The sequence below is a fragment of the Actinomycetospora sp. C-140 genome (assembly GCF_054796175.1).
The window spans coordinates 339,119-353,235 of record NZ_JBTWNF010000002.1 but is presented as its reverse complement, the minus strand read 5'-3'; the positions used below and the strand labels follow the sequence as shown (position 1 = coordinate 353,235).

14 protein-coding genes are annotated in these 14,117 nt (G+C 73.9%); 11 read left to right on the top strand and 3 right to left on the bottom strand.

Features of this window, described 5'->3' with window-relative positions:
• Positions 1-105: 105 nt before the first annotated feature.
• The 10 genes from ACR9E3_RS04700 to ACR9E3_RS04655 all read left to right on the top strand — a co-directional run bounded on the left by ACR9E3_RS04700 (position 106) and on the right by ACR9E3_RS04655 (position 10,796).
• Positions 106-513: a DUF5318 family protein gene (locus tag ACR9E3_RS04700; protein WP_460378899.1), complete on the top strand. Its 408-nt coding sequence runs from the start codon at positions 106-108 to the stop codon at positions 511-513.
• A 475-nt stretch (positions 514-988) separates the two neighbouring features.
• Positions 989-3,655, top strand: coding sequence for a transglycosylase domain-containing protein (locus ACR9E3_RS04695; protein WP_460378898.1), 2,667 nt, complete (start codon positions 989-991; stop codon positions 3,653-3,655).
• 36 nt (positions 3,656-3,691) lie between these two features.
• Positions 3,692-5,329: a glycosyltransferase family 87 protein gene (locus tag ACR9E3_RS04690; RefSeq protein WP_460378897.1), complete on the top strand. Its 1,638-nt coding sequence runs from the start codon at positions 3,692-3,694 to the stop codon at positions 5,327-5,329.
• A 178-nt stretch (positions 5,330-5,507) separates the two neighbouring features.
• Entirely contained in the window at positions 5,508-6,482 is a 975-nt protein-coding gene (locus ACR9E3_RS04685; protein WP_460378896.1) for a hypothetical protein, read from the top strand.
• A gap of 173 nt (positions 6,483-6,655) precedes the next feature.
• Entirely contained in the window at positions 6,656-6,982 is a 327-nt protein-coding gene (rpsF, locus tag ACR9E3_RS04680) for a 30S ribosomal protein S6 (RefSeq protein WP_460378895.1), read from the top strand.
• Entirely contained in the window at positions 6,982-7,536 is a 555-nt protein-coding gene (locus ACR9E3_RS04675) for a single-stranded DNA-binding protein (protein WP_285650958.1), read from the top strand. The genes rpsF and ACR9E3_RS04675 overlap by 1 nt, the downstream gene beginning before the upstream one ends.
• 51 nt (positions 7,537-7,587) lie before the next feature.
• Positions 7,588-7,824, top strand: coding sequence for a 30S ribosomal protein S18 (gene rpsR / locus ACR9E3_RS04670; RefSeq protein WP_116707953.1), 237 nt, complete (start codon positions 7,588-7,590; stop codon positions 7,822-7,824).
• 11 nt (positions 7,825-7,835) lie between these two features.
• Complete coding sequence (rplI, locus tag ACR9E3_RS04665) at positions 7,836-8,285, top strand: 50S ribosomal protein L9 (protein ID WP_285650961.1); 450 nt, start codon at positions 7,836-7,838, stop codon at positions 8,283-8,285.
• A 637-nt stretch (positions 8,286-8,922) separates the two neighbouring features.
• Positions 8,923-10,314 (top strand): replicative DNA helicase, encoded by a 1,392-nt coding sequence (gene dnaB / locus ACR9E3_RS04660; RefSeq protein WP_460378894.1) that lies wholly within the window; start codon positions 8,923-8,925, stop codon positions 10,312-10,314.
• A gap of 92 nt (positions 10,315-10,406) precedes the next feature.
• Positions 10,407-10,796, top strand: a complete 390-nt coding sequence (locus ACR9E3_RS04655; protein WP_460378893.1) for a hypothetical protein — start codon at positions 10,407-10,409, stop codon at positions 10,794-10,796.
• Here the strand turns inward: ACR9E3_RS04655 and ACR9E3_RS04650 are convergent.
• From ACR9E3_RS04650 to cutA, 3 genes are read right to left on the bottom strand one after another with little or no spacing between them, the layout of a single operon-like run.
• Positions 10,771-11,343 carry a hypothetical protein gene (locus tag ACR9E3_RS04650; protein ID WP_460378892.1) on the bottom strand — a complete coding sequence of 191 codons (573 nt, stop codon included), beginning with the start codon at positions 11,341-11,343 and terminating at the stop codon, positions 10,771-10,773. The genes ACR9E3_RS04655 and ACR9E3_RS04650 overlap by 26 nt on opposite strands.
• A gap of 58 nt (positions 11,344-11,401) precedes the next feature.
• Positions 11,402-12,625 carry an MFS transporter gene (locus tag ACR9E3_RS04645; RefSeq protein ID WP_460378891.1) on the bottom strand — a complete coding sequence of 408 codons (1,224 nt, stop codon included), beginning with the start codon at positions 12,623-12,625 and terminating at the stop codon, positions 11,402-11,404.
• A 49-nt stretch (positions 12,626-12,674) separates the two neighbouring features.
• A complete protein-coding gene (gene cutA / locus ACR9E3_RS04640; RefSeq protein ID WP_460378890.1) occupies positions 12,675-13,019 on the bottom strand; it encodes a divalent-cation tolerance protein CutA in 345 nt (114 codons plus the stop codon).
• A 41-nt stretch (positions 13,020-13,060) separates the two neighbouring features.
• Between cutA and ACR9E3_RS04635 the strand changes: the two genes are divergently transcribed.
• A complete protein-coding gene (locus tag ACR9E3_RS04635; protein ID WP_460378889.1) occupies positions 13,061-13,993 on the top strand; it encodes an NAD-dependent epimerase/dehydratase family protein in 933 nt (310 codons plus the stop codon).
• The last annotated feature ends 124 nt before the right edge of the window (positions 13,994-14,117 follow it).

Genomic DNA, 14,117 nt, shown 5'->3' with positions numbered 1-14,117 from the left:
AGGCGAGGGTGAGCGACGATCACGTCACATCCCCGGTCGCACCGTCCCCCGCGGGCACGCCACGAGCGGGGACGCCACGAGGTGGGGATGGCTAGGCTGGCGGCCGTGCCGGGAGTCCGTCAGGTGGTCGACTACGCGCTGCAGCGCCGCGCGATGCTCGCGGACGTCGCCGCGGGCCGGGTGGCCACCGCCGACGCCTGCGACGCCGGGGTCTACCTGCTCCAGGCCGCCTCGTACCACGGTCGCGCGACCACCCGTCCGTGTCCGCTGTGCCACGCCGACCCGCTCGTCGAGGTACTGTGGATCTTCGGTGAACGGCTCGGTGCCGCGGCCGGATCCGCTCGATCCGCTGACGAGATCAGCCGTCTGGCGGATGCGATCAGCGAGTTCACGGTGCACGTCGTGGAGGTCTGCCGATCGTGCCGGTGGAACCACCTCGTACAGTCATACGTCCTGGGGACCGACGACGCGTCGGGAGGAGGGCGGCGGCGACGCCGCACCGCCTCGCCCTGACGGGCCGGTCCGCCGGTCCGACCGCAGGTCCGGCGGGGTACCGACGGCCCTGAAGTGAGAACCACCCGGCACCGGGAGGCGATCGGTGGACGACGAGCGGCACAGGGACCGCGGGGGCGGACGACCCCCCGGGACCGACCGGGGACGACCCGACCGCAGCGCCCGACCCGACCGCGCCGCACCACCCGATCGTGGTGGCCCGCCCCCCGGTCGTCCCGCCAACGGTCACCCCGGTCCCCCCGGCTCCCCCGCTCCCCACGGCTCCCCGCCCCCGAACGGCTCCCCGGCTCCCCCCGGCTCCCCCGCCCCGAACGGCTCTCCCGCTCCGCACGGTTCTCCCGCTCCCCACGGCGCCAACGGCCACGGCGGACCTCCGCCCGGGCCCCCGCAGGGCCCGCCGCGCGGCGGCCCCGCCGGACCCCCGCCCGGAGCGCCTCCCGGAGGACCCCCGCCGCGCGGCCCGCAGGGCCCGCCCGTGCCCCGCAACGGCGGACCCCGTGGACCGGTCGGACCCCCGCCCGACGGCAACCTCCCGCCCGGGTGGCGCGCGGTGCCGCCCTCGCAGAACCCCACCCACCGCGACACCCACCGCGACACCCACCGCGACGAGGCGCCGACGACGGCGGGCGGCGCGTCGGCCGGTGCCGGCGCGACCGCCACGGCCGTCACCACCCGCCGGAGCAACGTCGGCACGGTCACGCCGCCCGAGGGCCGGGAGAGCGCGCGCGAGCCGGGTCTGCTGACCCACGAGACCGCTCGCCCGCCCCGCACCGGCGAGGACCGCCGCGCCGGCGGAGCGACCCGGGCGATGGCGCCCTCGGCGACGGCCGCGACGTCCCGCTCGGCGATGGCCGCCGGGGGGCTCTCGGGCACCGCGGTGGCCCCCGCCCCCACACGCCGCCGCGGCGAGGGTGGCGACGACGAGCCGCCGCCCCGCTCCCGCCGTCCCTCCCGTGCCGAGCCGGAGCCCGACCCGCGCAAGCGGCGGTGGCGGCGCGTCCGCCGCACCACCTACGTGCTGCTCGGCGTCTTCGTGCTGGGTCCGGTCGTCGCGTTCGCCGTCGGCTGGATCTTCTTCCGGGTCCCGACGCCCGACGACGCCTTCAACAACCAGGTCGCGACGATCTCCTACGAGGACGGCTCGTCGCTGGCCTCCCTCGTGCCCGAGAACGGCAACCGGATCAAGGTGCCGATCACCCAGGTGCCGCTGCACGTGCAGCAGGCGGTGCTCTCCGCCGAGGACCGCTCGTTCTACTCGAACCTGGGCTTCGACCCGGTCGGCATCCTGCGCGCGGTCTGGCTCCAGGCCACCGGCGGCAGCGGCGGCGGGTCGACGATCACCCAGCAGTACGTGAAGAACGTGCTGGTCGGTGACGAGTACTCGATCTGGCGCAAGTACCGCGAGGTGGTGATCGCGGCGAAGATCTCCCAGCAGCAGAGCAAGGAGGAGATCCTCGGCAACTACCTCAACTCGATCTACTTCGGGCGCGGTGCCTACGGCATCCAGGCCGCGTCGCAGGCCTACTACGGCAAGGACGTCGCGCAGCTCTCGCCGTCCGAGGGTGCGGTGCTCGCCGGGCTCATCCAGTCGCCGTCGCGGTGGGACCCTGCGGTCGACCGCCGGATGAGCGAGCAGCGCTGGAACTTCGTGCTCGACGGCATGGTCAGCCAGAACTGGCTCCCGGCCGCGGAACGCGCGGCGCAGACGTTCCCCGTGACGATCCCGCCGCAGCCCCGGCGCAGCGGCATCCCGGACAACGACCGCGGGCACATCGTCTCCGCGGTCCGCAACGAGCTGAACTCCTACGGGATCACCGAGCAACAGGTGAACCAGGAGGGCCTGCAGGTCACGACCACGATCGACAACCGCATGCAGCAGCAGGCCGCGGACTCGGTCGAACGCCGGCTGCGGGGTCAGCCGGGCAACCTGCGGTCGTCGCTGGTCTCGGTCGACCCGCGCACCGGCGCGGTGCTCGCCTACTACGGCGGCGAGGACGGCTCCGGGTTCGACTACGCGCAGACCCAGCGCCAGCCGGGCTCGTCGTTCAAGCCGTTCGTGATGCTCGCGGCCCTCGAGCGCACCCCCCCGATCGGGCTGGGGACGACCTTCGACGGATCGAGCCCGCAGACGATCGCGGGCACCGAGATCGCGAACTCCGAGGGTGAGAGCTGCCCGAACTGCGACCTGCGCACCGCGATGACGCAGTCGATCAACACGGTCTTCTACCAGCTCGGCGTCCAGGTCGGCCCGCAGCGCGTCGCCGACGCCGCCCACCAGGCGGGTGTCTCGGCGCCGCTGGAGAACCCCAACGGCGGCATCTCGCTGGGCGACCGCGAGGTCCGGCCCACCGACATGGCCGCGGCCTACGCGACCTTCGCCGCGGACGGCGTCTACCACCGGCCGCACCTGGTCAGCCGCGTCACGACGTCCGACGGGCGCGTCCTCTTCGACGCGGGTGCGCCGGCCGGGGAGACGCGGATGCCGCAGCAGGTCGCCCGCAACGTCACCGAGTCGATGCTCCAGGTCGCCGACCACTCCGGTGTCCCGCTCTCGGGCGGGCGCCCGGTGGCGTCGAAGACCGGCACCGTGCAGTCGTCGGTCGAGGGCCAGAACAACGACGCGTGGATGGTGGGCTTCACGCCCCAGGTGTCCACCGCGGTGTGGGTCGGATCCGACGACAACAGCCCGATCAAGACCTCGGGCGGCGGGCCGATCTACGGCCGCGGCGTCCCGGGCCAGATCTGGCAGGGCTACATGAACGACGCCCTGCGCGGTGACCCGGTCCAGCAGTTCTCCGACTTCCGGGCGATCGGCACGCCCCCGCCGACGACGCCGACCGCGCCCCCGGACCAGCAGAACTGCCTCCCGGGCCAGCCCTGCCCGCCGGCCAATCCGGACCAGCAGCAGGGCGACCAGGGCGGCGACCAGGGTCAGCAGAACCAGGGCGACCAGGGCGGCGGGCTGTTCGGCAACGGGGGCGACAACGGGGGCCAGAACAACAACGGCGGTCAGGCCGGCAACAACGGCGGCAACGACGGCGCCGGCGGGAACAACAACGGCGGTGGCGACAACGGCGGCAACGACGGCGGCGGTGGTGGTGGTGCCGACCCGGACGGCGGCGGCCTGTTCGGTGGGGGTTGACGCCCGGCGCCCCGATCGCGCCGGGACGGGCGCCGCGTGAGCGGCGCGCCGACCCGCACCGGGGCGCCCACCTCCGGCCGCGCCCGCACGCACGACCCCGACTCGCTCGGCCCCGACCAGCGGGTCCGGCCGACGCAGGAGGATCCCTTCGTCGGGTCGCTGTCGGCCGTGGTCGGCGGCCCGCTCGGTGAGCACGCGGTCGCCGGGCGGGCCCGGTTCCTCACGCCGCTGCGCGTGGTCCTGCTGCTCGGTGTCATCACGCTGGCCCTCGCCTGGTTCGCCAAGGCGCCGTGTCTGCAGCAGTACCCGAGCGACAAGGGCCTCGAGCTCGACTGGCGCGACGGGCGGCAGTACGTCGCGATGTGCTACTCGGACACCGTCCCGCTCTACACCGCCGAGCGGCTCGACGTCGGGGGCGTGCCGTACCTGACGTCGTGGGTCGACCGCCGCGACGACGGCAGCGAGCAGGTCCGCTACATGGAGTACCCGGTGCTCACCGGGTTCTTCCAGTGGGCGAACGCCCGCCTCGCCGACCTCTGGCTCGCCGGCCACGGCGCCGGGTTGCTGCCGGGCGGCCTCGCCGTCGTCGTCTACTTCGACATCTCCGCGTTCTGGCTCGCGCTCGCCTGGCTGGTGACGGTCTGGGCGGTGGTCCGGCTGCGACCCGGGCGGCCCTGGGACGCCGCGATCGTCGCCGCGTCACCGCTGGTGGCCGTCCACGCGTTCACGAACTTCGACACCCTCGCCGTGGCGGCGGCGACCCTCGGCATGCTCGCCTGGGCGCGGCGACGACCCGTGCTCGCCGGCGTGGTCCTCGGCATCGGTGCGGCGGCGAAGCTCTATCCGCTGTTCCTGCTGTTCCCGTTGCTGCTGCTCTGCCTGCGAGCGGGGCGGATGCGGGCGTGGGCGCAGGCGACGGCGGCCGGCGTCCTCGCCTGGGGCCTGATCAACGTGCCGCTCGCGCTCGCGGCGCCGGCGGGCTGGTGGGAGTTCTTCCGGCTCAACGGTGAGCGCGGCGCGGACCCCGACTCGCTCTACAACGTCGCGTCCGGCCTGACCGGGTGGAGCGGTTTCGACGGCCAGCTCGCCCCGGGCCAGCCGCCGTCGGTGCTCAACGCCGTGAGCGCGGCGTTGTTCGGTGTCTGCTGCCTCGCCATCGGCGTGCTCGTCGTGAAGGCGCGGCGACGCCCGCGGTTCGCCGCGATCGCGTTCCTCGTCATCGCGGCGTTCCTGCTCACCAACAAGGTGTGGAGCCCGCAGTACTCGCTCTGGCTCGTGCCCCTGGCCGCGCTCGCCTACCCGCGCTGGCGCCCGCTGCTGGCGTGGATGGCGATCGACGCCCTCGTCTGGGCGCCACGGATGTACTACTACCTCGGCACGGACGCCAAGGGCCTGCCGGCGCCGTGGTTCTACGGCGCGGTCCTGGTGCGGGACGTCGCGGTGCTCGTCGTCGCCGCGCTCGTGGTGCGCTCGGTGCTGCGCCCGGAGCACGACCCGATCCGCAGTCCCCGTGACCCGTCGTTCTCCCGCGGTCTCGACGACCCGGACGGCGGCGTCCTCGACGGCGCGGCCGATCACGATCGGCGCCTCGCGCGGGCGGACGCCGTGCTCGACGCGGTGGCGGGAATCTTCCGGCGACGTGGGGACCGCGGAGGAACTCGAGTCCCCCGATGAGGGCGCGTCCCACCGTCCTGGCGTGTCGGTGGGCGACCGCTCCGGCAGCCGGGTGAGAGTGGGCGTCACCACCGGGCGACGCGCTCGTTGGAACCACGTGCCGCCGGGACGGCCCGCTCCCCCTCACGGGGCCGTTCCGGCATCCCGGTTCCCCCGGCTCCGAGGAGAAGGTCCCTTCATGGCGCTGCGCGCATCCCGCATGCTGTCGAGTGTCGTCGCGAGCGGTCTGGTCGCGGGTTCGCTGCTGCTCGGCGCCGGGTCGGCGCTCGCGGCCCCGACCCCCACGCCCGACCCCGACGACGTCGTCGCGGCCCGGTGCGGCCAGACCGTGCAGGCGGAGCCCGGACAGACGGTCCGGGTGATCCCCGCCCTCGGCCTGCCGTTCGAGCGCGAGGTGCGCACCGGCATGCAGCCGATCACCCAGTTGATCGGCGGCGTGCTGTGCCGCGTGCAGGTGCAGGTCGTCGAGCCCGTCACCGAGCAGGTCGCCCGCGCCGCGCCGCCGCTGCGCCAGGCCACCGACCAGGTGCGTCAGGACACGGGGGCCGTGCTCGCACCGTCGGCGCGCCCGCAGGCCACCCCGCGCGCGGCCGCGACGCCGGTGCCCGCCGCCGTGCCGACCTTCACCCCGCAGCAGGCCGCGGCCGCGGCGCCCGCCTTCGGCCCCGCGTTCGGCGCGCTGCCGTCGTCGTTCCTGCGCTCGGCGGCCGGCCCGGCGCCCGGCGTGCGGACCCTCGACCCGAACATGCTGCTCGGCTCGGCCTTCCCCGGGCTGCGCGCCGGCGCCCCCGCCTACCTGGGCTACGGCTCGGCGAGCGCGGTGACCACGGCGAGCCAGGTCCAGGCGCTGCCCGTCGACGGGCTCTCCGGCGGCGGTGTCGGGGTGCCCGCCCTCATCGCGGTGCTCGCCCTCTCCGGTGTCGCCGCGTTCACGGTGCGGCGCCTCGTGCTCGGCAAGGTGACCGCGGCCGCCGGTCCGGAGCCGGCGGCCCCTCCGATCGACGCCGCGGACGACACCGATCTCGACGACGACGCCCGCGAGGTCGAGGACGAGTTCGAGGACGAACTCGACGACCTCGAGGACGGCGAGGAGCTCACCGCGGCCGACGCCGCGCCGGGCGCCACCACCGACCGCGAGCCCGTCCCGGCCTGAACCGACCAGAACTGCCGCGGGCCCGGACGGAACCGTCCGGGCCCGTGCTGCGTCGGACTCCGTAGGGGTCGCGGCAGGGCAGTGACCGGCGCCGACCGGCCGATTGGTAACCTGGCGGTACCGAGATCCCTCCTGCCACGGAACGCCCGTGGCCGCCAGCCCAGAGGAGGTGAGTGGTTCTCGTGCGCCACTACGAACTGGTCGTGATCCTCGAGCCGAGCCTCGACGAACGCACCGTCCAGCCGTCCCTCGAGACGTTCCTCAACGTCGTCCGCAAGGACGGCGGCTCCGTCGAGAACGTCGAGGTCTGGGGTCGTCGCCGCCTCGCCTACGAGATCGACAAGCACGCCGAGGGCATCTACGCGGTCCTCGACGTCAACTGCGAGCCCGCGACCGTCAAGGAGATGGACCGCCAGCTCGCGCTGAACGAGTCCGTGCTGCGGACCAAGGTCATGCGCCGCGATCCCGCCTTCGCGGGCCGCCGGGGCAAGGCGAACTGATGGCGGGCGACACCGTCATCACCGTGGTCGGCAACCTCACCGCCGACCCGGAGTTGCGGTTCACGCCCTCGGGCGCCGCGGTCGCCAACTTCACGGTCGCCTCCACGCCGCGCACCTTCGACCGCCAGAGCGGCGAGTGGAAGGACGGCGAGGCGCTGTTCCTGCGCTGCAACATCTGGCGCCAGGCCGCGGAGAACGTCGCCGAGACCCTGACGCGCGGCGCGCGCGTCATCGTGCAGGGACGGCTCAAGCAGCGCTCCTTCGAGACCCGTGAGGGCGAGAAGCGCACCGTCATCGAGCTCGAGGTCGACGAGATCGGCCCCTCGCTGCGCTACGCCACCGCCAGCGTCACCAAGGCCTCCCGGGGCTCGGGAGGCGGCGGTTACGGCGGAGGCGGCGGCAACGGTGGCGGCGGCTACGGCTCCGGTGGTTCCGGAGGCGGCGGCGGTGGCTGGTCCGGCGGGTCGGACGACCCGTGGGCCTCGGCACCGGCCGCCGGGTCCTCCGGAGGCGGCGGCGGTGGCGGCGGCTATGACGACGAGCCCCCCTTCTGAGCCCTCCTTCACCCCAGTTCTGCACAGCGCTAGTTCAGGAGAAGAAACACCATGGCGAAGCCGCCGGTGCGCAAGCCCAAGAAGAAGGTCTGCACCTTCTGCAAGGACAAGAACCAGCTGATCGACTACAAGGACACCAACCTCCTCCGGAAGTACATCTCCGACCGCGGGAAGATCCGCGCGCGCCGGGTGTCGGGCAACTGCAGCCAGCACCAGCGCGACGTGGCCACCGCGGTGAAGAACTCCCGCGAGATGGCGCTCCTGCCCTACACCTCGACCGCGCGCTGAGGGAGGCCGACGTGAAGCTCATCCTCACCGCCGACGTCGCCAACCTGGGCGGCCCCGGCGACACCGTCGAGGTCAAGGACGGCTACGGCCGCAACTTCCTGCTGCCCCGCGGGCTGGCCATCGTCGCCACCCGCGGTGCCCAGAAGCAGGTCGAGACGATCCGCCGCACCCAGGAGGGCAAGCGGATCCGCGACCTCGACCACGCCAAGGAGGTCGCCGGGCAGATCCAGGGCCTCGGCACCGTCACGGTCACCGGCAAGGCCGGCCAGGGCGGGCGCCTCTTCGGCTCGGTCACGCCGGCCGACGTCGTGTCGGCCGTCCGATCGCAGGGCGGCCCGAACCTCGACAAGCGGTTCATCGACATCGACGGGCACATCAAGTCCACGGGCGGCCACGAGGTCACCGTGCGCCTGCACCCCGACGTCGCGGTCGCGCTGCCCCTGGACGTCCAGGGCGCCTGACCGGCCGCTGCACCACCCGCACCACCCGCACTACCCGCGCCTCGGGCCCGGACCGCACCGCCGGTCCGGGCCCGACGTGTGTCCGGGGTCGGGGCGGGTCACCGGGGTGTGTCAGCGAAGTGCCGTCACGGACGCTGAGCGTCCGTATCGGGACTTCGATCACCGGCTGATCACCGACCGGCCGCCGCTCGAGATCACCCCGTCCGACCCGCCCGCCGAGCCGAGGACCCCGCTCGGCTCGCCACGCAGCGCCCGCGGGTGAACACGCCCGCGACACGCTCACGGCGACGCGCCGAGCGTCGCCCCATCCACTTGTTGTCCACACCCTGCACAGGGCCGTGACCTGCGACGACACCGTGTGGGGGACGGTTGCCAACAGGTTGTCCCCAGGTGTGTGCCCATCACGGGGGTGTGCTCGGTGGATCGATCCCGGGTCTGTCCCCAGGGCATCAACATGGGCCGCTGGAGCCGCCGATCTCCGGGCCCTACCGTGCCCACGACGCGATCGACGGCGTCGGCACGGGACAGCGCGCGACCCGGTGCCGCCGGGCTGTCGGTGGGCGCTGCTAGAACTGGTGTTCGACGGGCACGGCGCCGCACGGCGCCCGCCCGGGGGTGGCGAGCGGAGGGAGCAGTCGTGGCGGTGCTGGACGATCGGGGGACGTCCGGACGAGGCCCGGAGCGTCCCGGTGCGACGCCCGCGGAGTTCGACCGTCAGCCTCCCCAGGACCTCCCCGCGGAGCAGTCGGTGCTCGGCGCGATCCTGCTGTCCAAGGACGCGATCGCCGACGTCGTCGAGATGCTCAAGCCCGACGACTTCTACCGGCCGGCCCACCAGACGGTCTACGAGTGCGTGCTCGACCTCTACGGCCGCGGCGAGCCGGCCGACCCGGTCACCGTCTCCGCCGAGCTCGAGCGCCGCGGCGAGCTCCTGCGCGTCGGCGGCGCGCCGTACCTGCACACGCTCATCGCCGCCGTGCCGACGGCGGCCAACGCCGGCTACTACGCCGAGATCGTGGCCGACCGGGCCATCCTGCGCCGCCTCGTCGAGGCCGGCACGCGCATCGTCCAGCTCGGCTACCACGGCGCCGAGGGGGCGGACACCGACGACGTGGTCGACCGCGCCCAGGCGGCGGTCTACGAGGTCACCGACCGGCGCGTCACCGAGGACTACGTGGCCCTCGAGGACGTCCTCCAGCCGACGATGGACGAGATCGACGCCATCGCCTCGCGCGGTGGCGTCTCGTTCGGCGTGCCCACGGGCTTCACCGACCTCGACGACGTCACCAACGGTCTGCACCCCGGCCAGATGGTCATCGTGGCCGCGAGGCCTGGCATCGGCAAATCGACCCTGGGAATGGATTTTGCCAGATCAGCAAGTGTCAAACACGGTCTGACCTCGGCGTTCTTCTCGCTGGAGATGAGCCGCACCGAGATCGTCATGCGCCTGCTCTCGGCCGAGGCGAAGATCCGGCTGGCCGACATGCGCTCCGGCACGATGACCGACGACGACTGGACGCGGCTGGCGCGGCGGATGAGCGAGATCAGCGAGGCGCCGCTGTTCATCGACGACTCGCCCAACATGACGATCATGGAGATCCGGGCGAAGGCGCGGCGCCTCAAGCAGCGCCACGACCTCAAGCTGATCATCCTCGACTACATGCAGCTGATGACCTCGGGCAAGAAGGTCGAGTCCCGCCAGCAGGAGGTCTCGGAGTTCTCCCGCCAGCTCAAGCTGCTGGCCAAGGAGCTCGAGGTGCCGCTGGTGGCGATCAGCCAGCTCAACCGTGGTCCCGAGCAGCGCACCGACAAGAAGCCGATGCTCTCCGACCTCCGTGAGTCCGGGTCGCTGGAGCAGGACGCGGACATGGTCATGCTCATCAGCCGCCCCGACGCCTTCGAGCGCGACGACCCCCGCGCCGGCGAGGCGGACCTGATCCTCGCCAAGCACCGCAACGGGCCGACCGCGACCATCACGGTGGCCCACCAGCTGCACTACAGCCGCTTCAGCGACATCGCGCGGGGTTGAGGCACGCGACCTTGAGTGCTGGTCCGTCCGGCCTCTATCGTGCCGCGATGTCGGGCGAACCGTGTATCGCGAACGGAGGACCGTCAGCGACCGTGGGCCGTGGCGTCCTCGCCGCCCACGTGGTCCTGACCGCGCTCGTCGTCGGGACGGTGCTGCTCCCCCTCGCCGACCTCACTCAGCGCATCGTGGTGGGCGGCCTGCTCGCCGTCATGATCGTGCTCCAGGGCGTCCTCCTGCTCCGGTTCAGGGAACGGTGGAGGCAGCAACCCCGGGTCGTGCGCTGGGCTGACACGGCGATCGCGTTCTGGGGCCTGATCACGGCGATCAACTTCCTGGTCACGGACGGGAGCGCGGGCGCGAGCGTCGTCTCCGCCCTCGTCGGCGCCGGGATCTTCGCCATCGTGATGTGGTTCGTCGTGCCGCGGGAGGACGACTCGTCGCGGGCCCACGGGACGGTCACGGACACCGGTCGAGGTGGGTGAGCAGTTCGCGCAGCGGGGTCACGGCGTCGTCGACGACCTCCCCCGCGGGCTTGGCGTCCCGGGCGCCGGCGGCGCGGGCGCGCAGGACGACCTCCTCGTGGCGGAGCCGTCCCCACGCGGCGGCGCGCTCGGCACGCTGGACCCGCAGCCGGGCGCTGACACGGCGGCGCCGGCGCCGGGTGCGGGCGGTGTCCTGGGCCCGCTCGAGCACGCGCAGGCGGCGCACCCCCCACGCCACCACCGGGCCGGCGGCGGCGACGACTGCGGTCGGCGTGCCGCTGAACCGCTGCTGCAGCGCCTGCACGCGCTCCGGCAGCGCGTCGACCTCGCTCTCGAGGTGCACGAGGCGCTCGCCGTCGACGGTGTGGCGCACGACGACGCGACCGATCCGTCGCGCCGCGTACTCGACCGGCCACCGGAGCCCGAGGAACTCCGCGACGGCGTCGGCGCGCACCGCGGCGTCCCGATCGTCGGCGCGCAGGATCCGGGCGACGCGGCAGGAGCGGCGGGGTTGGAACAACCACTCCGCCGCCGGGATGTCCACCATGTATTACAGAATACAGCCTACAGCGCATCGGGAGAAGACGCCCGATGACCGTGGGTCGTCAGCCGCGCACGGGCCGCGCTTCCGGACGCAGCGGCCAGGCCGTCACCACGGCGAGCGCGAGCAGCACGACCATGAACCCCACGGTCGCCGGCCAGCCCGCGAGGCCGAAGGCGACACCGCCGAGCGTCCCGCCGACCGACGAGCCGACGTAGTACGCGGCGAGGTAGAGCCCGGAGGCCACGGCACGCCCGTGCTCGGCGCGGCGTCCGACCCACGAGCTCGCGACGGTGTGGGCGGCGAAGAACCCGACGGTGAGCAGCGCGAGGCCGGCCACGACGACGGCCACCCAGGGCGCGAGCATCGCCACGGCACCCACGGCGGCGACCCCCGCGGCACCGAGCACCACCGGCCGGGTGCCGACGCGGTCGGCGAGGCGGCCGGCGCGGGTCGAGGTGGCCGTGCCGACCGCGTAGAGCACGAACACGAAGCCGACGACGAGCGCGGGCAGCCGGAACGGCTGGCCGAGCAGCAGGAACGTCACGTAGTTGTAGGCGCAGACGAACACGCCCATGACCAGCAGGCCGACGGCGTAGAGCCGGCGCAGCACGGGGTCGGCGAGGTGTGACCGCGCCTCGCCGAGCAGCGCCCCGACCCCGACGCGCGTGGGGCGGAAGCGCCGGGACGCGGGCAGCACCGCGGCGAACGCGACGAGGCAGGCCGCGGACACCAGGGCGATCCCGGCGAGCGCCCAGCGCCACGAGCCGGTGAGGTCGGCGAGCGCGCTGGTCACGAGCCGCCCGCCGAACCCGCCCACGGAGTTGCCGGCGACGTAGAGGCCCATGGCGGCACCGAGGTGGTCGCCGTGGATCTCGTCGGCGAGGTAGGCCATGCCGACGGCGGGGAGCCCGGCGAGCGCGAGGCCTTCGAGCGCCCGCAGCACGAGCAGCAGCCCGAAGCCCGGGACGACGGCCGCGGCAACGCCGAACACGACGGCCGCGGTCAGCGACCAGACCATGACCGGCCGGCGGCCCCAGCGCTCGGAGAGCGCGCTGGCCGGGATGACGCCGATCGCGAGCGCCGCCGTCGTCACCGAGACCGAGAGCGAGGCCGTGCCCGGCGAGACGCCGTAGGCGTCGACCAGAGCGGGGAGCAGCGGCTGGGTGGCGTAGAGCAGCGCGAACGTGGTGAAGCCCGCGAAGAACAGCCCGATCGCGACGGGGCGGAAGCCCGGCTCTCCGCGGCGCAGCGCCGTCGGCTCGGCGGACACCAGCGACGACGACATCGTTGGCGAGGCTAACGGTCTGCGGCGGTGCCCCGCTCGGTCTCCTCCGTCACGGTCGAGCTCCGCTCCGCTTCGTCTCCTCCGTCACCCACGCCAGGTACGGCCCGTGCCCGCCGACGACCGGCAGCACGAGGACCTCGGGCACGTCGTAGGTGTGCTCGGCGACGAGACGGGTGGTGAGGTCGTCGACGCGGGTGGCGTCGGTCTTGAGCCAGAGCTGCCACTCCGGCTCGACCGACACGGCGCCCTCCCACCGGAACACGCTGCGCACGGGCCCGACGATCTGCACGCATGCGGCGAGGTGGGCGTCGACGAGCACCGATGCCAGCCGCTCGGCCTCCTCCGAGGAATCGGTGGTGGTCAGGACGACGCGGGTGGTCGCGTCACCGCTCATCGGGGCCTCCTGGAGACGTCGATCTCTGCCACGATGCGCCGATGCTCCTCGTCACCGGTGCCACGGGGTTCGTCGGGTCGGCCGTGGTGGCCCTGTTGCACGAGCGGGGGCACACCGTGCGGGCGGTGGTCCGCGACCCGGCGCGCGCCGACGTCCTCCCCGACGGGGTGGAGCGGGTCGCCGCGGACCTCGCCGACGCGGAGAGCCTGGCGCGCGCGATGGACGGCTGCGAGGGCGTCTTCCACCTCGCGGCGGCCGTGGGGGCGCCCGGCCCCGAGGCCCACGAGCTCAACGTCGGCGGCACCCGGCGGGTCGTGGAGGCCGCGCGCCGCGCCGGGGTGGGCCGCCTCGTGTACACCTCGACGAGCGCGGCGATCTGCGTCCCCGACCCGGACGGGCCGGGCTGCGTGATCGACGAGGACGCCACCGGCGGCACGGCGCTCACCGACACCTACTCCACGACGAAGGCCGAGGCCGAGGCGGTCGTGCTCGGCGCCGTGGCCGAGGGCGGGCTGGACGCCGTGGTCGCGACCGTCGTCAACGTCTACGGCCCGTCGCCGCGGGGGCCGCTGAGCTACAACCAGCTGTTCGCCGCGGCCGCGCGCGGCGAGGTCGGCGACATCGTCGACACGCGGGTCGGCTGGACGTTGGCCGAGGACGTCGCCGAGGGCCAGCTGCTCGCCTTCACCGACGGCGAGGCCGGCCGGCGGTACGTGCTCTGCGGGGCGGTGACGTCGTTCCCGGACGTGCTGGACACCTACTGCGCACTGGCCGGCAGCGGCTACCGCGTGCGCCCGCTGCCCGAGGGCAGCGAGCTCTCGCCCGACGCGCCGCCGTTCGCCGACCGGTCGGTGGTCTACGGCCGGCTCGGCGGCTACCGGGTGCGCGACGACGGCGCCCGCGCTCTCGGGTTCGCCCCCCGCGGGATCACCGAGGGACTGGCCCTGACGGCGCGCTGGATGCCGCGTTCGTGAGCCTTTCGGGGACAGTCCTCCGCCGCCGGATGGGAGATGGGACACGCCCGCCGACGTGCGCGGGCGCGGGATGCCACGCTGGTGTCTTCGGCTGTACCTGACACGGCCGGGAATGGGTGAGCAG